The sequence below is a fragment of the Alkalidesulfovibrio alkalitolerans DSM 16529 genome (genome assembly GCF_000422245.1).
Taxonomy (GTDB): Bacteria; Desulfobacterota; Desulfovibrionia; order Desulfovibrionales; family Desulfovibrionaceae; genus Alkalidesulfovibrio; species Alkalidesulfovibrio alkalitolerans.
Map to the genome: position 1 here is coordinate 269,442 of NZ_ATHI01000026.1, position 24,660 is coordinate 294,101.

Below are 24,660 nucleotides of genomic sequence, written 5' to 3' on the forward strand. Positions count from 1 at the left end.
ATGTCGGTACAGGTTTTCGTGTCCGCGCCCGGCGTGCGGACGTCGCGGCTTAGGGGGGTCTGGCGCCTCCTGGCCGCGTGCCTTGTGGCGGCCGTGTGCCTCACGCCCGCTCCGGCAATGGCGGAAAAGCCCATGGACGCCATGAAGGATTTCGTGGGCAAGGTGCTCGACGTGCTGCGCGATCCGGCCTTCAAGGACGGGGCCATGCGTCAGGAGCAGCGCAACAAGCTTTCCGCCCTGGCCGACGACATTTTCGATTGGGTGGAGCTTTCGCGGCGCACCCTGGCCCTGAACTGGAACCGGCTCGACAGCGACCAGCGCAGGGATTTCGTCGAACTGTACAAGCAGCTCCTGGAGCGGACCTACATGGACCGAATCCAAGACTACAAGGACGAGGAAGTGGTTTTCAGCGGACAATCCTCGCTCTCCGATACCCAGGTCGAGATACAGACCACGGTGCGCTCCCAAGGCAAAAACATCCCCATCAATTACAGGCTTATCAACCGCGCCGACAGTTGGCGGATCTACGACGTGCAGGTCGAGGGCGTGAGTTTGGTGCAGAATTATCGTACCCAGTTCAACAACATTCTGGCGAGCAAGTCCCCTGACGAAATGATCGAGGATCTGCGACGCAAGGTCGCGGAAGGAGCCTAGACGCCGTGGAAACCGGAGCCCGTCGCCCGCTGTCGCCGAGTCTGACCGTCCTCGCCGTCCTGGCCGTCCTGCTGACTCCGCTGGTCGCGGTCGCCGCGGTTGCCGGGCATGGTCCGGCAGGCCCGGCGCAGACGCAGGACTGGTCCTCGATCTGCTACTGGCACGAGCCCGGTGCGGTGGCTCCCGTCCTCCCGGCAGAACAGGCGGTCGCCCTCGAGACGGCGGCAATTCCCGCCCAGTCAGGCCAGAACCCGCGTGACGTGACCATCGTCAGCCGCAGCTACTTCGACACCTCGCTCCTGCTCGTGACTACGACCTCGGCAACCACCGGGGAGCAGAGCACGCGCGTCTTCTCCGACGCCGATCTCGACGCGGCCTACGTACCCGAGGACGACGACCTGGGACATCACGAGCCGCACGACGATCCCTGGGAAGGCTTCAACAGGGCCATGTTCCAGTTCAACGACACGCTTTACTTCTGGATATTCGATCCTGCGGCCACGGGCTATGCCATCCTGGTGCCCCAGCCCGCGCGTATCGGCATCGCCAACGCCTTCGAGAACATCAAGTTTCCCATCCGCTTCGTGAACAACCTCCTCCAGGGCAAGGTGGAGAACTCCTTCCGCGAACTGCTCAAATTTCTGGTGAACACCATCTTCGGCCTGGGCGGCATCGTGGAGAGCAGCCGCGACCACGCCTATCTCAACCCGCCCAAACAGGATCTGGACAAGACTTTCCGCACCTGGGGCATCGAGAGCGGCAACTACGTGGTCTGGCCCATCTTCGGCCCCTATTCCGTGCGCCATACCTTCGGCGACATCGGCGACACCTTCCTGTGGCCGCCGACCTACCTCAGGCCCTGGTACGTACCCACGCTCATCTGGATCGGCGAGAAGACGAACGCCCTGAGCCTGCGTCTGGGCGACTACGAGGCGATGAAGGAAGCCAGCCTCGATCCCTACGTGGCCTTGCGCGACCTCTACATGCAGTACAGGAATCGCCCTGATTTCGATCCCTACTACGACGATCCGTCGAAGAAGCCCGACGAACCCGAATTCATGCCCCTGCGCGAGGGCGTCAAGTAGGCGTTCGCATGGGCTCATTGGACGCGGTCGAGATCATCGCCGCCAAACGCGACGGCCTCCCCCTCACCGGGGAGGCCTTGTCGTTTCTGGTGGACGCCTTCACGCACGGGCAGGTGCCCGACTACCAGATGAGCGCCTTTCTGATGGCCGTGTGTCTGCGCGGCATGTCGGTCGAAGAGACAGCCGCCCTGACCGGAGCCATGCTGCGCTCGGGCCGCACCCTCGCCTTTCCCGGCCTGCCCCGCGTGGGCGACAAGCACTCCACCGGCGGCGTGGGCGACGCAACCTCGTTTCTCGTCGGTCCCGTGTGCGCGGCGCTGGGCGTGGCCGTGCCCATGATCGCGGGCCGGGGGCTCGGCCACACCGGCGGCACCGTGGACAAGCTCGAATCCATTCCGGGCCTGCGCACAGACCTCTCGCCCTCCGAGATGGAGGCCCAGGTGCGCGCGGTGGGCCTTTGCATGGCCGGGCAAAGCGCGGAGATCGCCCCGGCGGACCGTCGCCTCTACGCCTTGCGCGACGTGACCTGCACAGTGGAGAGCGTGCCGCTGATCGCGGCCTCGATCATGTCCAAGAAACTCGCCGAGGGGCTCGACGCCCTGGTCATGGACGTGAAGTGCGGCCGGGGGGCCTTCATGAAGGACGAGGCAGGGGCGCGCGAGCTTGCGCGGACCATCGTGGAGATCGGCGCGGCGCACGGCGTGCGGGTCACGGCGCTGCTCACGGCCATGGACCAGCCGCTTGGCCGCGCAGCCGGAAACGCCCTGGAGATCGCCGAGGCGGCCGCGCTCTTGTGCGGCGAGGAGCCGCCCGGCACGGCTGAACTCCTGTCCTTGTCGCTGGAGCTTTCCGCTCACCTGGTTTTTCTGAGCGGCGCGGCGCTCAGCGTGGACGAGGCCAGGGGGCTCGCCCGGCGGGCCTTGGCCTCGGGCCGGGCCTTCGAGGTCTTCTCGCGCATGGTCGCGGCCCAGGGCGGCGACGCCTCGGTGCTCGAACGGCCCGAGCGCCTGCCGCAGGCCTTGGTCCGGCGCGTCGTGGCCGCGCGCGAGACGGGCTTCGTCACGCGGCTCGACGCGCTTGGGCTCGGCAAGGCCTGCGTGCGCCTGGGCGCGGGACGTCTGAGGCTCGACGACCGTATCGACCCGGCCGCCGGGATGATCTTTCTGGCCCGGGAAGGGGACGCCGTAAAGGCCGGGGAGCCGGTTCTGGAACTGCACGCCGCGAGCGAATCCCTGATCGACGCGGTGCTGCCCCTGGTGGACGAGGCCGTGGCCGTAGGCCCTCAAGCGCCCCCAATCGGCCTTCTCATGCGCGGGGTGCTTTCCGCAGTCTGTTGAAAAAACGCCATCTGCTGCGTTGCGGCGAACAATCCAGTCCCTCGCGTATTTCTCGATACGCGTCGGGCCTGGATTGTCCTTGCGCCTTGCATCCGACGTTTTTTGAACAGCCTGCGGGGTGCTCAGATTTTCAGCGATCCAAGTCGAATTCAAGAGGATGCAGGTGCGGAGCCCGGCACTTACGCACCAACGCCGCAGCCGGTGATTCAGGATGCTATCGGCTAAATATTGAAGCCGAGCGGGAGCAATTCGCGGGTCGTGCGCGGGGCGCTGAAGGAGTTCGTGACCACCCAGGCCTCGGGCGCGAGTTCGGCCAGCCACTGGCGGCAGGCCCCGCAAGGCGCTGCCGCGCCCTCGGGCAATCTCCCGTCCGCGTCTGGCGCGGCGTCGAGGCAGAACACGGCCACCCCGGCGATTCCGCCGACCTTATCGCACGCGCCTTCGCTCACGGCCAGGGCCAGGGCCATGCGCTCGGCGCACAGCGTGAGGCCGTAGCTGGCGTTCTCCACGTTGCAGCCGCGAAATATCCGGCCGTCCGCCGCGAGCACGGCCGCGCCCACGCGGAACTTGGAATAGGGCGCATAGGCCTTTGCAGCCGCCTCTTTCGCGGCGCGCAAAAGCTCCTGCTGCTCCGGGTCGAAGGCGGCCCCTGACGCGGGTTGTCCGAAATCCGTCACGTCGCGCTCCTTGCCTTTCCGTGGTCCTTTTGTATAGCTGCTTTCCAGGCTGTTGAAAAAGCCCCATCTGCCGCGTTGCCGCAAAAAGTTCAAACCCTCGCGTATTGGATATACGCGTCGGTCTTGAACTTTTTGTGCGCCTTGCACCTGTGGCTTTTTGAACAGCCTGAAGAAATAATTTTTGTCAACAATGTCTTTCCCTTATTCGCGAAACACCGGAGGTTCTCCTTGTCCCATATCGTTGTCGGCGGCGGGCTGGCGGGTGCGGAATGCGCCCTGGCCCTGGCCCGGGCCGGACTGGCCGTGACCCTTTTCGAGATGCGGCCCGCGCGCACCACGCCCGCGCACCAGACCGACCTCCTGGCCGAACTCGTTTGCTCCAACTCGCTTCGCTCCGACGAGCCGGTCACGGCCGTGGGACTTTTGAAGGAAGAGATGGCCGCGCTGGGCTCCGAGGTCATGCGGGCCGCGCGGGCCACGTCCGTGCCGGCCGGAAAGGCCCTGGCCGTGGATCGCGAACTTTTCGCCCGCGAGATCACCCGCGCCGTGAGCGAACACCCCCTGATCCACGTCCTGCGCTGCGAGATCGAGAGCCTGGACGATCCCGCCCTGGTCGGGGCCAAGGCCGTGGCCGTGTGCGCCGGGCCGCTCGCCTCGGACAGCCTGGCCAAGAGCCTGGCCGCAAACATCGGCGGCGAGGGGCTGTATTTCTATGACGCCATCGCGCCCATCGTGGATGCGGCGAGCATCGACATGGAGCACGCCTTCTGGGGCTCGCGCTGGCGGCCCGAGGACGACGACTACCTGAACTGCCCGCTGAGCGAGGAGGAGTACAAGGCGCTGGTGGCCGCGCTGCTCGCGGCCGAGAAGGTGCCCTGCCGCGACTTCGAGAAGGCCGTGCACTTCGAGGGCTGCCTGCCCGTGGAGGAGATGGCCGAGCGCGGCGAGATGACCCTGGCCTTCGGACCGCTCAAGCCCGTGGGGCTGGTCGATCCGCGCACGGGCAAGCGGCCCTTCGCCGTGGTCCAGTTGCGCGCTGAGAACCGCGAGCGCACGGCCTTCAATCTGGTGGGTTTTCAGACCAAGCTTAAGTACCCCGAGCAGGACCGCGTCTTCCGCCTGATACCGGCCCTGGCCAAGGCCGAGTTCCTGCGTTTCGGCAGCATCCACCGCAACACCTTCGTGGACGCGCCACGCGTGCTCACGGATGATCTCGAACTGCGCGCCCGGCCGGGCACCTTTTTGGCCGGGCAGATCACAGGTGTGGAGGGGTATCTGGAGTCGGCGGCCTGCGGCCTGTGGCTGGGCATGGTCCTGGCGGCGCGCGAGGCGGGAAGGACGCTCGCCCGTCCGCCGCGCGAAACTGCGCTCGGCGCGCTGCTCGGCCATCTGAAGAGCGAGGCCAAAGGGTTTCAGCCGAGCAACGTCAATTTTGGTCTGATGCCCGAGCTTTCGGGCCGCGTGAAGAAGAAGCAGCGCAAGGAGACCTACGCGGCGCGTGCGCGAGAGGCCTTCGTCGCCTGGTTGGGCGCGCGTTAGGCCGCGACGCCGCCGTTTGAGCCCTGCTTGTCCTGGGTCAGCAGCACGACGCAGAGCAGGGCCAGGACCGCGTTTAGCGCAAGCAGGCAGATGATGGCGAAGAGCGTGAGTTTTTCCGGCGTGATGGCCGCAAACAGCATGTAGACGATGCCCACCAGGCTCAGGGTCGCGCCCAGGGCCAAAGGCATGGGCAGGGGTTTGGCGCAGGCGAAGCGGCGGACGGCGTAGGGGGCGCCAAGGAAGATGGAGGCGGAAAGGGCCAGCGAGACCGGGATGAAAATGGCTTCGGGCATGAGCACGAAATCTCCGATCACAAGAATCATATAGACGGCCAGGGCGGCGACTGCCAGGATGGTTTTCATGAAACGCTCCGCTCAAATAGGTTTGGACCTTGCCTACACCATCGCGGCTGGCTTGAAAAGGGTACGCGGCAGGCGGCAACCCGGAGAATCTCCATGAATTCTCGCCGTGGGGGCGTGAGTCGATCCAGGGCCGAATCCGATGCCCAGCGGCGCGAGAATGCCCGGGCCGTCTGGCGGGCCCAAAGCCGCGCCTTGGGGCGTTCCGCTACGCGCGCAGCGCCGCAAGGGGCCGACAGCACCGCGAGGCCTGACGGGGAAGACGCACTCGCGCCGCAAGAACGCGATGACGGCTGGCGCGAAGTGGTTGTGGGCCTTTCGCTGCGCCGGGCCGAGGAATTCTCCCTGGTCTTGCAGGCGCGCGATGTGGAGCACATGCTGCGCCAAACCGGGCGCAACACCGTGATCGTGTCTCCGGCGCACGAGGCGGTCCGCGCACGCGAAGAACTCGACGCCTATGTGGCAGAAAACCGGCGGGGGCTGGCCTCGCTCTCGCCGCCGCCGGACACTCGCTCGGCCATCGTGCCCGTGGGATTCTTCCTCGGGCTGCTCATCCCCTTTCATCTCCTGACGCTTCAAGTGCTGCCGCGCCAGGGCTGGTACCCGCACATCTGGCGGCAGCAGGGCCGGGCCGACGCGGGCCTGATCTGGGCGGGCGAGTGGTGGCGCGCGGCCACGGCGCTTACGCTGCACGCCGACGCGGGCCATCTGCTGGGCAACGTGGCCGTGGGCACGATCTTCGGGGCCGTGCTCTGCGCGGAACTCGGCCTTGGCGCCGGGCTCTTGCTGATGCTCCTGGCAGGAATCCTGGGCAACCTGGTCAACGCGGCGGTGCTGGGGCCTGATCACCTGTCCATCGGCTTTTCCACGGCCGTGTTCGGCGCGGCCGGATGCATCGCCGGGCTTCGCGCCGTGGCCGGACCCTATTCCGGGCTTCGTGGCGGCTTCGTGCCGCTCGCGGCCGGGCTCGGGCTCACGGCCATGCTTGGTACGGGCGGAGAGAACACGGACCTTGGCGCTCACATCTTCGGCTTTTTGGTGGGAGTCCCGCTGGGCGTGGCCGCGGGGCGCGCCACGAACCGCATGGGAATGCCCGGCCGGGCACTGGACGCAGGCCTGTTGGTCACGGCGCTTGCGCTGCCCGTGTTGGCCTGGATGCTGGCCTTCACTTGAGATCGAGCAGGCCGGGCACGAAGCCGAAAGCCTCCTCGGCTAGACGGGCCGCGTCCGGAGGAAGATCGCCGCGCCGCGACCACAGGGCGTTTTCGGCCAGCCATGGAGAGGGCGAAAGGCCGATGCGCCGCGCCCTGGCGTAAACGTCGGCCGCGTCGCGTACGCCTTCGAGCGCGTCCTCGGTATCTGCGATCAGCCGGGCCAATTCGCGCTCCAGGCGGAACGTGAGTTCGCCGGTGCCGGGGTGCGAGACCGCGCGTCTGCCCAGGTAGTCGGCCAGATGCTCCTCGCCGGCATCGCCCCTGGGCAGACCTAGACAATAGTTCCAGCACAGGGCGGGCAGAAGGGTCATCCACGAGTTGCCCAGCGGCTGGTCGGTCTGGGCCTCCTGCCAGGGCAGGAACATGCGGCAGCCGCCCAGGGCGGCGAGCACGGAATCGCGCCATAAGACGCGCTCGGACTGGCGCGCCCACTCCACGGCCAGGGCCTGCTGCTTGCCCCAGGGCAGGTCGGTGGCCGGGATGCAGACTCCGTTCGCATCGCCGCCGTTTCGCGCGGGGCCGTTTTCGGCCTCGACCTCGAACCGGCAAGCCAGGGGCGAGAAGCTCAGGTCCGTGCACATCCGCCAGCGGTATGCAGGGCTGTCCGCGCGTAGCCGTTCGCTTACGATCATGACTCCGCTCCTGGGGGCCACGGAATCGGCCTGCCCGTCAGGATCGGCGGTGAAGGTCAGGCCAAGGCCCGACCATTGCACGGACGCGGTCTCGCCCGGTTCGGGTAAGGCGTGGCGCGCCCACAAGGTCAAGAGCCCCTGCGCGGCCAGTCGGGCGGGCGTCTCGCGTCGCACGGCCACCTGCGAGCGCCACAGGTCCGCGCCGCTGCCGAACTCGGGCCGGTTCGAGCGCGCTGCGGAAAGCACGTCCATGACCTGGCGCTCCATGTCCGGCGCGCCGGTCTCGCGCGCAAGCTCCATGGCGCGAAGCGCATAGGTCAGGGCGTTCAGCGGTTCGATGCGCGATATTTCATCGAAGAACCAGGCGCAGGAGGCGAACGCCGACAGGGCGTGGGCTTGCATGGCCAAAAGCGTCCAGCCCAGTCGCCGTTCGGCCGGGCCGCACTTTTTCTTGCAGTGGGCGGCCTCGAACGCCGCCTGGTCGAGGCTGCCCGCGAGTACCCGGCCGTATTCGCGCAGCGCCGTCTGGGGATCGGCGAAGCACTCCCGGCCCCGGGTGAAGTAGTGGCCGTCCACGTTCTTCTTCACCATATCCAGGGCCTGGCGCAGGGGGCCGCGCCATTTCTGGTCGTACTCCGGGTGGCCGCCGTCGGTGCAGCCGCAGTCCGTGCGCCAGCGCTCCACGCCGTGCACGCAGCTCCAGGACGAGGGCTCGTGCAGCCGCGCGCGCATCACGGGCGGGTGCTCGGCCAAGAAGGCAGCGAAGTTGGTCAGGCGCACGTCGTCGCGCCCCAAGCGGGCCTGTTCGATGACGTAGGCCAGGGCCATCTCGCCGAAGGCGAAGTGATGCCCGTAGGTCTCGCCGTCCGTGCCCACGGCCCGAAGGCCGGGCGCGGGATCGCCGGTGAGCCGCTGCCAGAATTTTTCCCCGTCGCGCAACAGGCCCTCGAAGGCCACGGCCTGCGAAATGGGGCCGTGGTAGAAGAACACGGCGATGGAGCGGCCCGAGGGCAATTCCACGAGATAAGGCCGGGTGATGTCCACTTCCCACTCGGCCACGTCACGCCACTCGCCGTCGTCGATGGGCGCGACCGACCTGATCTGGCGGGGAGCGAGCAGGGTGTAGCGGATGCCGTGCGCGGCCAGGACTTCCAGGGTGGGCACGTCCACTGCGGCCTCGGAGAGCCACATGCCTTCCGGACGTCGCGAAAAGCGGCGCTCGAAGTCGTGGATGCCCCAGGCGACCTCAAGCTCCTTGTCCAGTGACGAGGCCAGGGGCATGATCACGTGATGGTGGATCTGGGCCATGGCGTTGCCGTGGCCCAGGCGTTCGACGCTTCGCCTGTCGGCCTCCACGATGCGCGCGTAGGTTGCGGGGGCGTGGTTCTCCAGCCAGTGCATGAGGGTCGGGCCGACGTTGAAGCTCATCCACTCGTAGCAGTTGACGATGTCCGCGACCCGGCCCTGGCCGTCGAGCCTGCGGGCGAAGGCCAGCGGCGTGTAGGACTCGCGTGTGATCCGTTCGTTCCAGTTCATGGAGGGCGCGGCCGAGGCTTCGGGAAGGACCGCGTCGAGCCAGGGATCTTCGCGCGGGGGCTGGTAGAAATGCCCGTGCAGGCAGAGGTGGGTGTGCATGTTTTATTCCGGTGATATCGAAGGTGGCGGCGTGCCCAGGCGTGCCAGATAGCGGCGGTACCAGGCGAGCACGAGGCAGGTGGCCGGGATGGCGATGATCAGGCCTAAAAGACCGAGCAGCTTGCCCCAGATGGAGAGGGAGAGGAGCACGAGCCAAGGCGCGAGTCCCGTGGCGTCGCCCACGAGCTTGGGGATGAGGAAGCCGTCCTGGAGAACTTGAACCAGCGCGAAGACCAGCGCCACGAGGCCCAGGGCCATCCAGACGCTCATGTCGCCCTTGGCGGCCATGACCAGGGCCAGGAAGAAGGCCGGGGGCATGCCCAGAAGTTGGAGGTAGGGGACCATGTTCATGAGCCCCAGGAGCAGCCCGTAGACGATGGCGAAGGGCAGGCCGATGAGCCAGAAACCGGTTGCGAAACAGACGCCCACGATGCTGGCCACAAGCGCCTGGGCGCGGAAGTAGCGGGCCATGGCGTTTTCGAACTCGCGCAGGAATCCGGCCACGCGCTCGCGCCATTCGCCGGGCAGGTATTCCTTCCAGGTCCGGGCCACGCGTTCGAAGTCCACCAGCAGCAGGGCCAGATACAGGACGATGACGGACAGGCCGACGAAGCCCAGCAGAAGACTCGTGGCCCCGCTGACCACGTTCCAGACGCCGGGCACGAGGCGTTGCAGGATGGCCTGGGCCGCGTCGAGCGCCCGGCCCGAGCGCAGCATTTGCTGCACGTCGCTGTGCAGGAGCAGGCGGCGTATCTCGCTCCAGATGTCCTCAGGCAGGTAACGGGCCAGAAATTCGGCCCAGTCGGAGCGGGCGGCGGCCTGGGCCAGCAGAGCGGCGGATTGGGCTGTCTCGCGGACGACCATGGGCAGGAGCAGCCAGACGAGAAAGCCGAGAATGCCTGCGACCAGGGTCAGCGTGAGCAGTACGGCCGGGACGCGGCGGCCGCCCAGGCGGTTTTGCGCCGCGCGCACCACGGGGTTCAGGAGGTAGGCCAGAACCAGGGCGATGGCGAAGGGCAGGAGGACGTCGGAGAACCAGCGCAGCGTGAGCACCAGACCCACGAGGAAGACAACGCCGACTGCGATGCGGAAGATGCGGTCGAGAGTGTAGGGTTTGTCGTCGAGGATCATCGCGCCTCCAGGGGCTTTCCTAGCACGAAGGACGGCGGGAAGAGAAGGCGAAATCAGCGCAGCCCGGAAAATGGAGCCGGTGACAAACAAAGGCCCCGCGCCTGATTTGGACGCGGGGCCTGAATCGTCTGGCAGGCAATCGGAATTTCTAGGCGGGAACTTTCCGGGCTTTGCCGCCAGCCTTTTTCGCGGCGGGCTTTCCAGGTTTGGCTACGGTTTTCCTGCCCGGCTTGGACGCGGGTTTTTCATCTTGTCGCGTGGCACAGGCCAGGGGCCAGACCTCGTCGATGCGCTCCACGAGCCGTACCTCGATGCGGCGGGCCAGTTCGGGCGGCACGTCGCGCAGGTCCTTCTCGTTGTCCTTGGGGATGATAACGGTTTTCATGCCTGCGGCCACAGCGGCCAGGATTTTCTCCTTGATGCCGCCCACGGGCAGCACCCTGCCGCGCAGGGTGATCTCGCCGGTCATGGCCGTCTCGGCGCACACGCCCTGGCTGGTGAGAGCCGAGACGAGCGCCGTGACCAGGGTCACGCCCGCCGAGGGGCCGTCCTTGGGCGTGGCCCCGGCCGGGACGTGGATGTGGATGTCGAGCTTTTCAGAGAAGTCCGGGTCGATTTTCAGCGACTCCGCCTTGGCCCGCGCCCAGGACATGGCGGCCTGCGCGGATTCCTTCATGACCTCGCCGAGCTGTCCGGTGAGGGTCAGCTTGCCTTTGCCCTTCATGGTCGAGACCTCGATGTGCAGTATCTCGCCGCCGTAAGGGGTCCAGGCCAGGCCGTTGGCCACGCCAGGAGGCAGGTCGCGCTCGCGCTGGTCCTCGCGGAAAGGCGGTACGCCCAAGAGTCTGGTCAGCGAGGCCGCGGTGACGCGGAACGGCCCTTTCTGCCCCTCGGCCTTCTTGCGCGCGAACTTGCGGAAGATGGAGCCGACCTCGCGTTCGAGGTTTCGCAGCCCGGCCTCGCGCGTGTATTCGCGGATGACCTTGGCGAGCACCGCGTCCGACATCTGGACCTCGCCCTTGGCCAGACCGTTCTCCTTGGCTTGGCGCGGGAAGATGTAACGCTTGGCGATGCGGGTCTTCTCCTGCTCTGTGTAGCCGGGGATGCGGATGATCTCCATGCGGTCGCGCAGGGGGCCGGGGATGGTGTCGAGCACGTTGGCCGTGCAGATGAACATGACCTTGGAGAGGTCGTAGGGCACGTTCAGGTAGTGGTCCTGGAAGGTGTGGTTCTGTTCGGGGTCCAAGACTTCGAGCAGGGCCGAGGAAGGGTCGCCCCTGAAGTCGGCGCCCACCTTGTCGATTTCGTCGAGCATGATGACCGGGTTTCTGGCTCCGGCCTGCTTGATGTTCTGGATGATGCGGCCGGGCATGGCCCCAATGTAGGTCCGGCGGTGGCCCCGGATCTCGGCCTCGTCGCGCATGCCGCCAAGGCTCATGCGCTGGAATTTACGGCCCAGGGCCCGGGCGATGGAGCGGCCCAGGCTGGTCTTGCCCACGCCCGGAGGGCCGACGAAGCACAGGATGGGGCCTTTCATGCCCGGATTGAGTTTTCGCACCGAGAGGTATTCGAGGATACGCTCCTTGACCTTGTCCAGGCCGTAGTGATCCTCTTCGAGGATGCGCTTGGCCTCCACGATGTCCAAACGGTCCTTGGTGGCCTTTTTCCAGGGCAGTTCGACCATCCAGTCGATGTAGGTGCGGATGACCGAGGCCTCGGATGAGTCGGGGTGCATGGACTCCAGGCGCTTGAGCTGCTTCTCGGTCTCGGCGCGCACGTCCTTGGGCATGCCCGCCTTGGCGATCTGCTTCCTCAGTTCCTCGAATTCCTCGGATTCGTCGCCGGTCTCGCCAAGCTCCTTGCGGATGGCTTTCATCTGCTCGCGCAGGAAGTAGTCCTTCTGCGCCTTGTCCATACCCTCTTTGGCCATGGACTGGATCTTGGCCTGCATGGTGGCGACCTCGGCCTCTTTCAGGAGCTGGCGATTGACCAGCCGTAGCCGCTCCACATGGTCGCCGCATTCGAGGATGGCTTGGGCCTCGTCCACGCGCATACGCAGATTGGAAGCGATAAGGTCGGCCAGACGGCCCGGGTCGTCCACCGAGGCCAGCACACCGGCGATATCCTGGCTCTGCACGCCGCGCAGGGCCATGATCTTCTCGCTTTGTTCGCGCGAGGAACGCATCAGGGCCTCGACCTCGGAGGTGGTCTCGGTCATGGGCTCTTCTTCGATGACCTCGATGGAGGCCTTGTGGAAGGGCTCGGAAGCCGTGAAGTCGCGTACCTTGGCACGCGTGAGGCCCTGCACGAGCACTTTCAGGCGCCCGTCGGGCATCTTGAGCATGCGCATGATCATGCACACTGTGCCGGTCCGGTGCAGGTCGTTCGGGCCGGGATCATCCACGGCCTCGTCCTTTTGCGTCAGGATGAGGATGAAGCGGTTGGAGTTGAGCGCCGCGTCGACGGCCGCCACGGATTTTTCGCGGCCCACGAACAGGGGCAGGATCATGTAGTTGAAAACCACGATATCGCGCACGGGCAGCACGGGCAGTTCGTCTGGAATGTCCAGGCGCGCCTTGTCCTCCTCCCCGGAGGATTCCCCATCGGGCAGAGAGGCCAAAAGCTCCATTTTCTCGATCTCTTCGGAGAGCTTTTCCGCGTCCTGCCGGTCGCGGTCGGTATCTTTGGTCATCGAGACCTCCTAGATATTCGGTAAGATAGGTCGCCGGATATTTCCGGCGGCAGGGAAGACCGCATTCCCGCCCCGAAGGGCTTGCGGTCCTTCCGAAAGTCGAAGAGTAAGCATTTTTGCGCGGGCGTAAAGGGAAATAAACCGGAAAACAGCGTGCAGGCGCGCAAAACCTTCGCAAAAGCGGGGCGAACCGACGGGTTGATGGCGGAAAGTGCTGGCGCGAGGCGGTTTCTGGAGGAGGCGGAGGTCTCGGCGAAGCCTTCTTCAGCGCGTGATGCTGAACTCACGCAACGCAGGATCGAGCTCGGCGGGGGTGCAGGCGACGTCCGTGACCATGCTGCCGGGCGAGCCTTCCTCGGCGAGCCAGCGGGCGAGTTTCGCCACGTCCTCGTCCGGTCCCCTGGCCACGACCTCGACCCGGCCATCAGGCAGATTGCGCACCTGGCCGACAAGCCCAAGCGAACGGGCCTTGTCGCGGGTGAAGGCGCGGAAGAACACGCCCTGCACCCGTCCGGAAACCAGACAGCGGATGGTCTTCATATGTCTCTCCCGGCTTTTGCGCGGCCGTAGGCTCGATCTTCATTCCACCATACGCCGCCACGAACCTCCGGGCAAGACACGGCGCAGATTTTCCGCCTTCCCGTCCGGATCGCCTCGGCTTGGTTATGGTACATTTATATAAATGTACCATAACCGAACGCCGCTAATCGCGGAAGCAGGGCGGTTGCAGGCAGGACTTGAGTCTGGCGGATCGGGGGGAATCGCGTTTTTCGCGACAGTTTAGCAGATGACGCTTGTGGGGCGGTTTGAGCTAGAGCATGCCTTCCTGCTGGAAGCTGTAGAAGGCCGTGTCCGTGACGATGATGTGGTCGAGCACGCGCACGCCGAGGTCCGAGGCCGCGCGCACCATGCGCCGCGTCAGTTCCACGTCCTGGCTTGAGGGCCTTGGGTCGCCGCCGGGGTGGTTGTGCACGAGCACGATGCCGCTGGCCTTGACCTCCAGGGCGCGCGAGAAGACCTCGCGCGGGTACACGATGGTCTGGTCCACCGTGCCCTGGCTGGCCCGCTCCCAGGCCATGATGCGGTTCTTGTTGTCCACCATGGCCACCCAGAACTCCTCGCGGCGGCAGGGGCCGAGCCTCGCCTTGGCGAAATCGGCCACGTCCTGCGGGCTCTGGATGGACAGCCGCTCGGCCACCGGGGATTCGTGCAGCCTGGCCCAGGTCTCGCGCCACAGCCGCCAGAAATCCTCCAGGCTTTGGCCGAAGCCGTCGAGATTGCGCAGTTCCGAGGGATCGGCCAGGAACACGCCGCGCAACGTCTTGTGGCGGGCGATGAGTTCCTTGGCCAGAGGCTTGGTGTCGCCGCGCCGGATGACGTGGCCCAGCAAAAGCTCAAGGACCTCGTAGTCGGCAAGCTGGCTTGGATCGCGGGTCAGCCGGTCGCGCAGGCGCTGCCGGTGGCCGTGGTAGTGGGGGTCCTTGGCCACGATCACGCCCCGCGCCGGGCCGGGGCGAAGAGCCGGGAAAGTTCCGCCACGAGGTTTTCCAGGGCCTGGGCCTCGGTGCGTTCGCCTGACTTGACCCCGTGCTCGGCCTCCATGAGCAGCCCGAAGAGGGCGGCCACGCGAGCCGGACCCGCCGCGCGGGCCAGCGGTTCCTTCTTTTGCGTCATCCAGCCGGGCAGCCCCGTGTTCTCGCCCGAGAGGATCATCCACATCAGCCGGGCGTCGCGGGCCATGTTCGCCAGCAGCTTGAAGAGCAGGCCGTCGGACGAGGAACGCTCGCGCAGCACCTCGCGCAGCACCCTGGTCTCCAGGCGGCCGCGCAAGAGCGCGTCAAGCAGGCTGAAGAAGTCGATGGAACTCTCCGAGGCCACGAGGTCGAGGTCTTCGGCCCTGAGTTCGCGCCGTCCGGCCAGGGCCAGCTCGAGCTTGGCCAGTTCGCTGTCCACGGCGGCCGCGTCGGGCGGCAGCATGGCGGCCAGATCGCGCAGCACGGGCTGCGGCACGGCGATGCCCGTGTCCTTGCTCCAGGCGCGCAGATAGTCGGGCAGCGTCTTCTCGGTCAGGCCCGGCGACGTCCAGACCCATCCCTTTTTCTCGGCGAATATCCAGTATTTCTGTTTTTTGAGCGCGGCAGGAATCTTCGGCCCTCCTTTTTCGAAGGGCACCTCGACGCAGAAGATCGGCCAGGCGGATTCGTTCATGCCCGCGAGCAGCGGCGAGAGCTGGGCCAGGGTCTTTTCGGGCAGGGCCTGGGCGTGGCGCACGACCACGGCCTTGCAGCCGCCGAACAGCCCCTGGCTGGACATGTCCTGCCAGAATTTGGGGGGCAGATCCTCGTCGCCCCAATAGACCCGGCGCTCCAGCCCCTGGCCGTCGAGCATCGAGCGGATGCGGCGCCGGATCAGTTCACTGTCCGGACAGGCGAGGAAGCTGAATCCGGGGCGGGTCATGAAGGGTTTGGGGCTCCGGTCAATAGGCGTCCGTCAACTGGTCCACGAGGCGCTGCACGGCCAGATCCAGGGCGCGCTCGCGGGCCACTTGGTCGTTGGCCGCGAGAAACGTCTCGCTCCAGGAGGACGAGCGCTGCCACAGGAGATTGTTGTCCGCCCGGCCGTAGGCGCGAGCGTTCAGGGTGACGCTGGCGCTGTATTGCAGGGTTGTCTCCTCCTTGGTGAGCAGGGAGGAAGAGATGGCGAAGCGGACGATCTCCAGATCCACTAGGGCGTCGGCTGCATCGCGCGTGGACCATTCGAGCATGTGGCGCTGCGTGACCTCGTCGCGGAATGTCGAGACAAGTCGCGCGGGCAGCCAAGTGAGCATGGTCGGATTTTCGACGCTACGCACGTAGACCGTGTGCACGTCCTCCGGAAGGGCGAGCTTGCCTTCCTGTGCCGTGAAGCCGTAACGCCCGCAGCCCACCAGCAGACACGCCGCGGCCAGCACGAGCAGGAGCAACGCGGAAGGGGCGATTCGGCGGGGCGTGGGTCTGGCGGCGGCGTTCATGGCGATTCGACCTCGGATGTCACGCTACAACGATATTGACCAGTTTACCAGGGATGACCACGACCTTTTTCACGCTTTTGTCCTCAAGGTGGCGCACGACGTTCTCTTCGGCGAAGGCCAGCCGCTCGATCTCGGCCTTGTCGGCCGCAGCGGGCACGGTGAGGCGGCCGCGCAGCTTGCCGTTGACCTGGATTACGACCTCTATCTCGTCGCGGACCAGGGCCGACTCGTCGTGGCGCGGCCAGGGCCGCTCGGAGATGAGCCCCTCGTTGCCGAGCCTGGACCAGATATCCTGGCAGACGTGCGGCGTCATGGGCGAGAGCACCGTGAGCACGCTGGCCATGGCCGAGGAGAGCACGGCCTTGCCGTCGTCCGTGGCCTTGAGCGTCTCCTTGGCCTGATAGATGTCGTTGACCAGTTCCATGATCGCGGCGATGGCCGTGTTGAACTGGAATCCGCGCTCCAGGTCGGACCCAACCTTGCGCACGGTCTCGTGCTCCTTGCGGCGAAGATCCTTGGCGGCCTGCGAGAGTCCGGCCGGGGCCGGGGCGCAGGGCGGGCACGGCGTGACGACCTCGGCCAGTTCCTCGGCCAGCCGCCAGACGCGGCCGATGAAGCGGCCCGCGCCCTCGACGCCGGTCTCATGCCAGTCCAGGTCCTTTTCCGGCGGCGAGGCGAAGAGCATGAACAGCCGGGTGGTGTCCGCGCCGTAACGGGCGACCATCTCGCCGGGATCGACGATGTTGCCCTTGGACTTGGACATCTTGGCCCCGTCCTTGAGCACCATGCCCTGGGTCAGAAGCGCCTTGAAGGGCTCGTCCGCGCTCGTGTAGCCCAGATCGCGCAGGGCTTTCACGAAGAAGCGGGCGTAGAGCAGGTGCAAGATGGCGTGCTCGATGCCGCCGATGTACTGGTCCACCGGCATCCAGTAGTCCAGAGCCGCGCGGTCGAAGGGCGCGTCCTCGGTGCGCGGCGAGCAGTAGCGCATGAAATACCACGACGACTCCATGAAGGTGTCGAAAGTGTCGGTCTCGCGCCTGGCCTCGCCACCGCAGGCGGGGCAGGTCGTTTTCAGGAACGACTCGGTGACCGTGAGCGGCGAGCGGCCGTCGGGCAGGGTCTGCAGATCCTCGGGCAGGACCACGGGCAGATCCTTTTTGGCCACGGGAACCATGCCGCAGGCGTCGCAGTAGACCACCGGGATGGGCGCGCCCCAATAGCGCTGGCGGCTCACGTTCCAGTCGCGCAGGCGGTAGTTGGCCGTGGTGGTTCCCAGGCCCTGGCGGGCCAGATGCCCGGTGATGGCCGCCTTGGCCTCTTCGTTGTCCAGGCCGCTGAACTCGCCCGAGTCCACGAGAACCCCGGGCGCGGTGTAGGCCTCGGTCAGGTCTTCGGCGCGCAGCGCCGCGTCCTTCGGGGTGATGACGACCTTCAGCGGCAGGCCGTACTTGCGGGCGAACTCGAAATCGCGCTGGTCGTGCGCGGGCACGGCCATGACCGCGCCGGTGCCGTAGCCCATGAGTACGAAGTTGGCCACGTAGATGGGCATGCGCGCGCCGCTGACCGGATTGACGCAGTAGGCGCCGGTGAACACGCCTTCCTTCTCCAGGTCGTCGGCCGTGCGCTTGATGCGGTCCATGTTGCGGACCTTGGCGCAGAAGGCCTTGACCTCGGCCTCTTCCGGTCGTCCGGCCACGAGTTTTTCGATCAGCGGATGCTCGGCGGCCAGGCTCATGAAGGTCGCGCCGAAAAGGGTGTCGGGCCGGGTGGTGAAGACCTTCACGGTCTCGTCCAGGCCCTCGATCTTGAAGCCGAGTTCCGAGCCCAGGCTCTTGCCGATCCAGTTGCGCTGCATGGCCAGCACGCGCTCTGGCCAGCCCTCGCCGAGCTTGTCGAGCCAGTCCAGAAGCTCGTCGGCGTAGGCCGTGATGCGCAGGAACCACTGCTCCATGTCGCGGTTTTCGACCACGGCGTCACAACGCCAGCAAAGGCCGTCCTCGACTTGCTCGTTGGCCAGCACCGTGTGGCAGTCCGGGCACCAGTTCACGGGCGACTTCTTGCGGTAGACCAGCCCCTTTTCGAGGAATTCGAGGAAGAAAAGCTGCTCGAAGCGGTAATATTCGGGACGGCAGGTGGCCACCTCGCGCTCCCAGTCCAGGGAATAGCCCATGCGCTTGAGCTGCGCGCGCATGTCCGCGATGTTGGCGTAGGTCCACTTGGCGGGCGGAATGCCGTGCTTGATGGCCGCGTTCTCGGCGGGCAGGCCGAAGGCGTCCCAACCCATGGGGTGCAGCACGTTGAAACCCTGCATACGCCGCACGCGGGCCACCACGTCGCCGATGGTGTAGACGCGCACGTGCCCCATGTGGATCTTGCCCGAGGGGTAGGGGAACATTTCGAGCACGTAGTACTTGGGCTTGTCGGAGGCGTCCGGGGCGGCGAAGATGTTCTTCTCCGCCCATTCTTTCTGCCACCTGGTCTCAATTTCCTCGGGATCGTACTTGCCGAAGCGCATGCGTATGGTTTCCGTGCCGTCCGTGCGGGTTCAGATGTTCTTGCGCACGCCGAAATCCCCTTTCTCCACGGAGCGGGCGGCGGCGTCCAAAATGCCGTTCACGAAATTGGGCGAGTTGTGGTCGCCGAACTGCTTGGCCAGTTCGATGGCCTCGTTGATGGAGACCTTGAGCGGGATGTCGGGCATGTGCAGCATCTCGAAGAGGGCCAGGCGCAGGATGGTCAGTTCGATGCGCGCGATGCGGCCCACCTTCCAGTGCTGCGAGAAGCTCCCCACGGCCTTGTCGAGCTCTTCCAGGCTGCCGTAGACCCCGCGCACCAGTTCCCAGGCGAAGGACTGGTCCTTCTCGGGCAGTTCGGGGGCCTTGGCCTTGGCGTTCTCGGGGTCCGTGAAGGCCGGGCTGTCCGTGAAGACCTGCTGCAGCCCCTCGCTCGAATGGCCGGTGGGAAAGGTGAGGCCGTAAAGCGTCTGGAAGGCCCGTTGCCGGGCCTCACGGCGGGTGCCGCCCTTCTTCATTTAGATCTGCTCCATGACGCGGACCATCTCCAGGGCGGCGGCCGCGGCCTCCACGCCCTTGTTGCCCGCCTTGGAGCCGGAGCGCTCGATGGCCTGCTCCAGGGAGTCGCAGGTCAAAACGCCAAAGCCCACGGGAATCCCGTGCTCCATCATCACGGCGGCCAGGCCCTTGGAGCACTCGGAGGCCACGAAATCGAAGTGCGGGGTGGAGCCCCGGATGATGGCCCCAAGACAGATCACGGCGTTCACGCCGCCCTTCTCGGCCAGCCGCTTGGCGGCCAGGGGCAGCTCGAATGCGCCGGGCACGCGCACCAGGGTGATGCGCTCGCGCTCCGCGCCGTGACGCATGAGGTAGTCCACGGCGCCGCCCACCAGGCGGTCCACCATGATGTCGTTGAAGCGCGCCGCGACGATGGCGAAGTTGAGGCCTTTGGCGTCGAGCATTCCTTCGATGGTCTTCAGGTGATGCATGGCGTTACTCCGCGGTCTTTTTCAGGTTCAGAAGGTGGCCGAGCTTGTCCTTCTTGGTCTGCAAGTAGTTGATGTTGCTCGCGCAGGCCTCGCACTCCACGGGCACGCGCTCCACGACCTCCAGGCCGTAGCCCTGCAGGCCGATCATCTTCTTCGGGTTGTTGGTGATCAGGCGCATCTTGGAGACGCCGAGCGCCACCAGGATCTGCGCGCCCACGCCGTAGTCGCGCAGGTCGGCCGCGAACCCAAGGCGCTCGTTGGCCTCCACCGTGTCCAGGCCCTGGTCCTGGAGGTGGTAGGCCTTGATCTTGTTGGCCAGGCCGATGCCCCGGCCCTCTTGGCGCATGTAGAGGATCACGCCCGCGCCTTCTTTCTCGACCATGCGCATGGCCGTGGAGAGCTGCGGGCCGCAGTCGCAGCGCTGGCTGCCGAAGACGTCGCCGGTCAGGCACTCGGAGTGCACGCGCACGAGCACGGGTTCGTCATGCTTGATATCGCCCTTGATGAGGGCGATGTGGGTGCGGTTGTCCGAGGAGGACTCGAAGGCCTTGATGGTGAATTCGCCGTGGCAGGTGGGCAGGATGGCCTCGCCGGTCTTCTTGACCGTGTATTGGCCGAATTTGAGGCGGTAGGCGATGAGATCGGCGATGGTCGCGATCTTCATGTCGTGCTTCTTGGCGAACTCGATGAGATCGGGCATGCGGGCCATGTTGCCGTCGTCGCGCATGATCTCGCAGATCACGGCCGCGGACTTGAGTCCCGCGAGCATGGCCAGGTCCACCGAGCCCTCGGTCTGGCCTGTGCGCACCAACACGCCGCCCTCGCGGGCGCGCAGGGGGAAGACGTGGCCCGGAGTGACGATGTCGTCGGGCTTGACCTCGTCGCTCACGGCCGTGAGGATGGTCGTGGCCCGGTCGAAGGCCGAGATGCCGGTGGTCACGCCGTGGCGCGCCTCGATGGAAACGGTGAAGTTGGTGCCGAAGCCCGACTCGTTCTTCTGGGCCATGAGCGGCAGTTGCAGCCGGTCGATCCATTCCGGGGCCATGGCCAGGCAGACCAGGCCGCGGCCGTGGGTGGCCATGAAATTGATGATCTCGGGCGTGACCTTCTCGGCGGCCACGGTCAGGTCGCCTTCGTTTTCACGATCCTCGTCGTCCACCAGGATCAGCATGCGGCCCTGGCGGATTTCCTCGATGGCTTCCTCCGGCGTGCAGAGGGGATAGTCGCGTTTCATAAAGACTGCTCCTGTGCCGCGACCGCTCGGGCGATCTGTGCGGCGGGCGATCATGTTACATGGAAATCGCCCGTATTGAAAGATGTGGGCCAGGGCCCTCCCCGGCCATAGGCCGTTGAAAAAACACCATCTGCTGCGTTGCCGCGAAAAGTTCAAATCCTTGCGTATTGGCAATACGCGTCGGCCTTGAACTTTTCTTGCGCCTTGCATCTGGCGCTTTTTGAACGGCCTGTGGAACGTCCTGTGGAATTGAGTTTCAGCGGTCTGCTAGAAACCGTGGTCGCGCAGGAACGCCTCGGTCAGGCCGCCGCCGGGCTTTGGGCCCGTTCCCTCCCTGGCCGCGCGGGCCGCGAACGGCCCGACCATGCGGGCCACGTACTTGCCGATGATGTCCACCTCCATGTTCACGGCCCGGCCGTTGCTCCAGGAGGCGATGGTCGTGGCCTTTTGCGTCTCGGGGATGATGTTCACCGAGAGGTGGTCGGCCCCGCATTCGTTCACGGTCAGGCTGATGCCGTCCAGGGCCACCGAACCCTTCTCGACCACGTAGATGCCCAGTTCCTCGGGAAAGCGCAGCACGTAGCGCCGGGAGAGCCCGGCCTCGCCGGACTCGGCCACGCGCGCCAGGCAATCCACATGGCCGCTCACCAAGTGTCCGCCCAGCCGGTCGCCAAGGGCCAGGGCTCGTTCCAGGTTCACGAGGCTGCCCGAAGACAATTCGCCCAGGTTGGTGCGGCGCATGGTCTCGGCCGAGGCGTAGGCCGTGAACGCGCCGCCCGAGAAAGTCTCCACGGTCAGGCAGACGCCATTGACCGCGATGGATTCGCCGATCACCACGTCGTTCAGGGAGAACTGCGGCCGGATGGTCAGCCGTGTCTCCTCGCCCTGCCGTCTGGCCGCCTCGATGCGGCCCATGCCCTGCACGAGTCCGGTGAACATCGTTCTACTCCCTTGGCCGCAAGGTCAGCATCATGTCCTCGCCCGAGGTCTCAGCCCCGGTGAAGCGAAAGCCGAGCGCCTCGTTCATGGCCGGTGCCCAGTCGCCCTGAAAGGACGGCACGGCCCGCGCATCGCCAAGCACTTTCGGGGCCACGAAGACGCGAAGCTCGTCGGCTACGCCCTGCCGCGCCAGGGCGAAGGCCAGGCGGCCGCCTCCCTCGCACAGGGCGCGGTGCACGCCCGTCTCCGAATGCAGGCGCGAGAGCCCCGCGCGCAGATCAAGCCCATGCCCGGTCTCGGGCAGCGGCCAGACGCGCACCTGGCTGGCTGAAAGCGCCTTGCCCTGGTCCGAGTCCGCGCCTTCTTCCGAGGTCCAAAATATCAGCTCGCGGTGGCGGTGCATGAGCAGCCAGAAGCGCTCCTCGTCCGGCCAGGGCAGCGAGCGGGTCACGACCACGGCCAGCGGCTGGCGCTCGGCCTCGGGCAGGCGGCAGGTCAGGCGCGGATTGTCCGCGCGAAGCGTGCCGCCGCCCACGACGACCGCGCCGCACAGCCTGCGCAGCTCGTGCACCCGGCACTGGGAATCCGGCCCGCTCACGGCCTCGGGCAGGGCGCTGCGCGAGGCGATGCGGCCGTCCAGGGTCTGGGCCAGCTTGAGGATGCAGTAGGCGCGTTTTTGCAGCGTCCAGGTCGTGAAGTCGGCGATCAGGTCGCGGCATTCGCGCTCAAGCACGCCCATCTCCACCGCGACGCCGCGCTGGCGCAGAAAGTCCGCGCCGCCGCCCGCGACCGCAGGGTTCGGGTCGGCGCAGCCGACCACCACGCGCCTGATGCCGGCTTCGAGCACGGCTTCGGTGCAGGGCGGGGTTCTGCCGTGATGGTTGCAGGGTTCGAGCGTCACGTAGAGGTCGCAGGCGGCCGTGTCCACGCCCTTTCGCCGCGCGTCGGCAATGGCCTCGCGCTCGGCGTGGGGGTGGCCGTGGGCCGTGTGCCAACCCTCGGCCACGATCTCGCCTTCGCGCGCGAGGACAGCGCCCACGCACGGGTTGGGAGCCGTGGCCAGAAGGCCCCTTTGGGCAAGCTCGATGGCCCGGGCCATGAGGCGCTCGTCAGTCCGCGCAGCCATCCGGCATCTCGCTGAAGACGATGCCCGACTCGCGGATCATCTCCCGGGACAGTTCGTCGGGGTAGCTGTGCTGGAAATATATCTCGCGCACGCCCACGTTGATGAGCATTTTGGTGCAGATCAGGCAGGGCTGGGTGGTGCAGTAGATGGTCGAGCCCTCGATGTTGATGCCGTGGCGCGCGGCCTGGACGATGACGTTCTGCTCGGCGTGCAGGGCGCGGCAGAGCTCGTGGCGTTCGCCTGAGGGCACCTTGAGCTTTTCGCGCAGGCAGCCGATGTCCAGGCAGTGGGCAAGGCCCGAGGGCGCGCCGTTGTAGCCCGTGGCCAGGATGCGGCGGTCCTTGACGGCCACCGCGCCCACCTTGCGGCGCAGACAGGTGCTGCGCTCGGCCACGATGTGCGCGATCTTCATGAAGTATTCAGGCCACGGCAACCTGCTGTCCATCGCTGACTCCAATGAGCATTCTTGGTCGTGCATGGTCGCGCCGCGCGCCCCGGAAACGGAACGGACGGCGCGGCCGGTGCGGGCGTATGGCCCGCCGCGTCCGGCGCGCGGAGAGGAGACGTCTTCCTCCCCGCGCCCGGAGGCCATTATTCTACCACGCGAACAGCGGGAACTGGCGCGCGAAGGATTCGACGTGGCGGCTGATCTCGGTCAGCCTGGTCTCGTTGCCGGTGTTGGCCAGGGCGTCCACGATGAAGCCCGCGACCTTGACCATGTGGTCTTCCTTCATGCCGCGCGTGGAGAGCGCGGCCGTGCCCATGCGCACGCCCGAGGTCACGAAGGGCGAGCGCGTCTCGAAGGGCACGGTGTTCTTGTTCACGGTGATGCCCGCCTTGTCCAGGGCGATCTCGGCGTCCTTGCCCGTGATCTCCTTGTCGCGCAGATCCATGAGGAAGAGGTGGTTGTCCGTGCCGCCGGAGACGAGGTTGTAGCCCGCGTCGGTCAGGCACTTGGCCAGCACCTTGCAGTTGTTCACCACCTGGGTCTGGTAGGTCTTGAACTCGGGGCGCAGCGCCTCGCCGAAGGCCACGGCCTTGGCCGCGATGACGTGCATCAGCGGGCCGCCCTGGATGCCCGGGAAGATGTTCGAGTTCAGCGGCTTCATGTTCTCCTCCTCGGAGAGGATGAGGCCGCCGCGCGGGCCGCGCAGGGTCTTGTGCGTGGTGGAGGTGGTGAAGTGGGCGTGGCCGATGGGCGAGGGATGAAGCCCGGCCGCCACGAGTCCGGCGATGTGCGCCATGTCCACGGTGAGTTGCGCGCCCACCTCGTCCGCGATCTCGCGGAAGCGCTTGAAGTCGATGATCCGGGGATAGGCCGAGGCCCCGGCGATGATCATCTTGGGCCGGTGCTCCTTGGCCTGGGCCAGCACCTGGTCCATGTCGATCAGGCCGGTGTCCTTGTCCACGCCGTAGAAGACGACCTTGAAGAGCTTGCCCGAGAAGTTCACGGGCGAGCCATGGGTCAGGTGGCCGCCGTGGGAGAGGTCCATGCCCAGGATCACGTCGCCGGGGGTGAGCGCGGCGAAGTACACGCCCATGTTGGCCTGCGAGCCGGAGTGGGGCTGGACGTTGGCGTAGGTGCAGCCGAAGAGGCGCTTGGCGCGCTCGATGGCCAGATCCTCGGCCATGTCCACGTATTCGCAGCCGCCGTAGTAGCGCTTGTGGGGGTAGCCTTCGGCGTACTTGTGGGTCAGCACCGAGCCCTGGGCTTGGCGCACGGCCGTGGAGACGAAGTTCTCGGAGGCGATGAGCTCAAGCTTGCCCATCTGCCTGCCGCATTCGAGTTCGATGGCCTTGGCCAACTCGGGGTCGCGCATGATAAGCTCTTCCATGTCACCACCTCTCCTCACGCGACCGCGAACGGTCGGATTTGTGTATCCCCGCCGCCGGG

Annotated in this window: 22 protein-coding genes; 5 read left to right on the forward strand and 17 right to left on the reverse strand. The window is 66.4% G+C overall.

Annotated features, from left to right (window positions below; genetic code table 11):
- Genes DSAT_RS08730 through DSAT_RS08740 form a run of 3 tightly spaced genes read left to right on the forward strand, consistent with a single transcriptional unit; the run spans position 1 to position 3,076 of the window.
- A complete protein-coding gene (locus tag DSAT_RS08730) occupies positions 1-654 on the forward strand; it encodes an MlaC/ttg2D family ABC transporter substrate-binding protein (RefSeq protein ID WP_020887134.1) in 654 nt (217 codons plus the stop codon).
- 5 nt (positions 655-659) lie between these two features.
- Positions 660-1,739 carry an MlaA family lipoprotein gene (locus DSAT_RS08735; RefSeq protein WP_020887135.1) on the forward strand — a complete coding sequence of 360 codons (1,080 nt, stop codon included), beginning with the start codon at positions 660-662 and terminating at the stop codon, positions 1,737-1,739.
- An 8-nt stretch (positions 1,740-1,747) separates the two neighbouring features.
- Complete coding sequence (locus DSAT_RS08740; RefSeq protein WP_020887136.1) at positions 1,748-3,076, forward strand: thymidine phosphorylase; 1,329 nt, start codon at positions 1,748-1,750, stop codon at positions 3,074-3,076.
- Positions 3,077-3,297: 221 nt separating this feature from the next.
- Here DSAT_RS08740 and DSAT_RS08745 read toward each other — a convergent pair whose 3' ends face one another.
- On the reverse strand, positions 3,298-3,753 hold the full coding sequence (locus tag DSAT_RS08745; protein ID WP_020887137.1) for a cytidine deaminase: 456 nt from the start codon (positions 3,751-3,753) through the stop codon (positions 3,298-3,300).
- 228 nt (positions 3,754-3,981) lie between these two features.
- Here DSAT_RS08745 and trmFO point away from each other — a divergent pair, with 228 nt between their 5' ends.
- The gene (gene trmFO / locus DSAT_RS08750; protein ID WP_020887138.1) at positions 3,982-5,292 is read left to right on the forward strand and encodes a methylenetetrahydrofolate--tRNA-(uracil(54)-C(5))-methyltransferase (FADH(2)-oxidizing) TrmFO; all 1,311 of its coding nucleotides are present in this window, start codon (positions 3,982-3,984) and stop codon (positions 5,290-5,292) included.
- On the opposite strand, the gene DSAT_RS08755 is transcribed toward trmFO, so the two are convergent.
- Positions 5,289-5,654 carry a hypothetical protein gene (locus DSAT_RS08755; protein WP_020887139.1) on the reverse strand — a complete coding sequence of 122 codons (366 nt, stop codon included), beginning with the start codon at positions 5,652-5,654 and terminating at the stop codon, positions 5,289-5,291. The genes trmFO and DSAT_RS08755 overlap by 4 nt on opposite strands.
- Positions 5,655-5,747: 93 nt before the next feature.
- Here DSAT_RS08755 and DSAT_RS08760 point away from each other — a divergent pair, with 93 nt between their 5' ends.
- Entirely contained in the window at positions 5,748-6,824 is a 1,077-nt protein-coding gene (locus tag DSAT_RS08760) for a rhomboid family intramembrane serine protease (RefSeq protein ID WP_020887140.1), read from the forward strand.
- Here DSAT_RS08760 and DSAT_RS08765 read toward each other — a convergent pair.
- From DSAT_RS08765 to glyA, 15 genes are all read right to left on the reverse strand, one after another.
- Positions 6,817-9,132 (reverse strand): DUF3536 domain-containing protein, encoded by a 2,316-nt coding sequence (locus tag DSAT_RS08765; RefSeq protein WP_020887141.1) that lies wholly within the window; start codon positions 9,130-9,132, stop codon positions 6,817-6,819. The two genes, DSAT_RS08760 and DSAT_RS08765, sit on opposite strands and share 8 nt — an antisense overlap.
- Positions 9,133-9,135: 3 nt before the next feature.
- Positions 9,136-10,263 (reverse strand): AI-2E family transporter, encoded by a 1,128-nt coding sequence (locus tag DSAT_RS08770; RefSeq protein WP_020887142.1) that lies wholly within the window; start codon positions 10,261-10,263, stop codon positions 9,136-9,138.
- A 148-nt stretch (positions 10,264-10,411) separates the two neighbouring features.
- Positions 10,412-12,955 carry an endopeptidase La gene (gene lon / locus DSAT_RS08775; protein WP_020887143.1) on the reverse strand — a complete coding sequence of 848 codons (2,544 nt, stop codon included), beginning with the start codon at positions 12,953-12,955 and terminating at the stop codon, positions 10,412-10,414.
- A 264-nt stretch (positions 12,956-13,219) separates the two neighbouring features.
- The gene (locus DSAT_RS08780; protein WP_020887144.1) at positions 13,220-13,495 is read right to left on the reverse strand and encodes an acylphosphatase; all 276 of its coding nucleotides are present in this window, start codon (positions 13,493-13,495) and stop codon (positions 13,220-13,222) included.
- Between the two features lie 271 nt (positions 13,496-13,766).
- On the reverse strand, positions 13,767-14,444 hold the full coding sequence (gene radC, locus DSAT_RS08785; RefSeq protein ID WP_161656099.1) for a RadC family protein: 678 nt from the start codon (positions 14,442-14,444) through the stop codon (positions 13,767-13,769).
- Between the two features lie 2 nt (positions 14,445-14,446).
- On the reverse strand, positions 14,447-15,412 hold the full coding sequence (locus tag DSAT_RS08790; RefSeq protein WP_020887146.1) for a DNA polymerase III subunit delta: 966 nt from the start codon (positions 15,410-15,412) through the stop codon (positions 14,447-14,449).
- Between the two features lie 19 nt (positions 15,413-15,431).
- Positions 15,432-15,965, reverse strand: coding sequence for an LPS assembly lipoprotein LptE (gene lptE / locus DSAT_RS08795; protein ID WP_020887147.1), 534 nt, complete (start codon positions 15,963-15,965; stop codon positions 15,432-15,434).
- A 19-nt stretch (positions 15,966-15,984) separates the two neighbouring features.
- A complete protein-coding gene (gene leuS, locus DSAT_RS08800; RefSeq protein WP_020887148.1) occupies positions 15,985-18,480 on the reverse strand; it encodes a leucine--tRNA ligase in 2,496 nt (831 codons plus the stop codon).
- Between the two features lie 30 nt (positions 18,481-18,510).
- Positions 18,511-18,996 carry a transcription antitermination factor NusB gene (nusB, locus tag DSAT_RS08805; protein WP_020887149.1) on the reverse strand — a complete coding sequence of 162 codons (486 nt, stop codon included), beginning with the start codon at positions 18,994-18,996 and terminating at the stop codon, positions 18,511-18,513.
- A complete protein-coding gene (ribH, locus tag DSAT_RS08810; RefSeq protein ID WP_020887150.1) occupies positions 18,997-19,467 on the reverse strand; it encodes a 6,7-dimethyl-8-ribityllumazine synthase in 471 nt (156 codons plus the stop codon).
- A 4-nt stretch (positions 19,468-19,471) separates the two neighbouring features.
- Positions 19,472-20,701 carry a bifunctional 3,4-dihydroxy-2-butanone-4-phosphate synthase/GTP cyclohydrolase II gene (locus DSAT_RS08815; RefSeq protein WP_020887151.1) on the reverse strand — a complete coding sequence of 410 codons (1,230 nt, stop codon included), beginning with the start codon at positions 20,699-20,701 and terminating at the stop codon, positions 19,472-19,474.
- A 267-nt stretch (positions 20,702-20,968) separates the two neighbouring features.
- The gene (locus DSAT_RS08820) at positions 20,969-21,640 is read right to left on the reverse strand and encodes a riboflavin synthase (RefSeq protein ID WP_020887152.1); all 672 of its coding nucleotides are present in this window, start codon (positions 21,638-21,640) and stop codon (positions 20,969-20,971) included.
- Between the two features lie 4 nt (positions 21,641-21,644).
- Positions 21,645-22,766 carry a bifunctional diaminohydroxyphosphoribosylaminopyrimidine deaminase/5-amino-6-(5-phosphoribosylamino)uracil reductase RibD gene (gene ribD / locus DSAT_RS08825; protein ID WP_020887153.1) on the reverse strand — a complete coding sequence of 374 codons (1,122 nt, stop codon included), beginning with the start codon at positions 22,764-22,766 and terminating at the stop codon, positions 21,645-21,647.
- The gene (locus tag DSAT_RS08830) at positions 22,750-23,211 is read right to left on the reverse strand and encodes a deoxycytidylate deaminase (protein ID WP_020887154.1); all 462 of its coding nucleotides are present in this window, start codon (positions 23,209-23,211) and stop codon (positions 22,750-22,752) included. The genes ribD and DSAT_RS08830 overlap by 17 nt, the downstream gene beginning before the upstream one ends.
- 151 nt (positions 23,212-23,362) lie before the next feature.
- Positions 23,363-24,601, reverse strand: coding sequence for a serine hydroxymethyltransferase (gene glyA / locus DSAT_RS08835; RefSeq protein ID WP_020887155.1), 1,239 nt, complete (start codon positions 24,599-24,601; stop codon positions 23,363-23,365).
- Between the last annotated feature and the right edge of the window lie 59 nt (positions 24,602-24,660).

Excerpts from the sequence above, each read along its gene's own strand:
- lon (WP_020887143.1), bottom strand. The coding sequence starts at position 12,955 with ATGACCAAAGATACCGACCGCGACCGGCAGGACGCGGAAAAGCTCTCC.
- DSAT_RS08830 (WP_020887154.1), bottom strand. The coding sequence starts at position 23,211 with ATGGACAGCAGGTTGCCGTGGCCTGAATACTTCATGAAGATCGCGCAC.
- DSAT_RS08790 (WP_020887146.1), bottom strand. The coding sequence starts at position 15,412 with ATGACCCGCCCCGGATTCAGCTTCCTCGCCTGTCCGGACAGTGAACTG.
- nusB (WP_020887149.1), bottom strand. The coding sequence starts at position 18,996 with ATGAAGAAGGGCGGCACCCGCCGTGAGGCCCGGCAACGGGCCTTCCAG.
- glyA (WP_020887155.1), bottom strand. The coding sequence starts at position 24,601 with ATGGAAGAGCTTATCATGCGCGACCCCGAGTTGGCCAAGGCCATCGAA.
- DSAT_RS08740 (WP_020887136.1), top strand. The coding sequence starts at position 1,748 with ATGGGCTCATTGGACGCGGTCGAGATCATCGCCGCCAAACGCGACGGC.
- DSAT_RS08770 (WP_020887142.1), bottom strand. The coding sequence starts at position 10,263 with ATGATCCTCGACGACAAACCCTACACTCTCGACCGCATCTTCCGCATC.
- DSAT_RS08755 (WP_020887139.1), bottom strand. The coding sequence starts at position 5,654 with ATGAAAACCATCCTGGCAGTCGCCGCCCTGGCCGTCTATATGATTCTT.
- DSAT_RS08765 (WP_020887141.1), bottom strand. The coding sequence starts at position 9,132 with ATGCACACCCACCTCTGCCTGCACGGGCATTTCTACCAGCCCCCGCGC.
- DSAT_RS08780 (WP_020887144.1), bottom strand. The coding sequence starts at position 13,495 with ATGAAGACCATCCGCTGTCTGGTTTCCGGACGGGTGCAGGGCGTGTTC.
- DSAT_RS08760 (WP_020887140.1), top strand. The coding sequence starts at position 5,748 with ATGAATTCTCGCCGTGGGGGCGTGAGTCGATCCAGGGCCGAATCCGAT.
- DSAT_RS08730 (WP_020887134.1), top strand. The coding sequence starts at position 1 with ATGTCGGTACAGGTTTTCGTGTCCGCGCCCGGCGTGCGGACGTCGCGG.
- ribD (WP_020887153.1), bottom strand. The coding sequence starts at position 22,766 with ATGGCTGCGCGGACTGACGAGCGCCTCATGGCCCGGGCCATCGAGCTT.
- leuS (WP_020887148.1), bottom strand. The coding sequence starts at position 18,480 with ATGCGCTTCGGCAAGTACGATCCCGAGGAAATTGAGACCAGGTGGCAG.
- DSAT_RS08820 (WP_020887152.1), bottom strand. The coding sequence starts at position 21,640 with ATGTTCACCGGACTCGTGCAGGGCATGGGCCGCATCGAGGCGGCCAGA.
- DSAT_RS08815 (WP_020887151.1), bottom strand. The coding sequence starts at position 20,701 with ATGAAACGCGACTATCCCCTCTGCACGCCGGAGGAAGCCATCGAGGAA.
- ribH (WP_020887150.1), bottom strand. The coding sequence starts at position 19,467 with ATGCATCACCTGAAGACCATCGAAGGAATGCTCGACGCCAAAGGCCTC.
- lptE (WP_020887147.1), bottom strand. The coding sequence starts at position 15,965 with ATGAACGCCGCCGCCAGACCCACGCCCCGCCGAATCGCCCCTTCCGCG.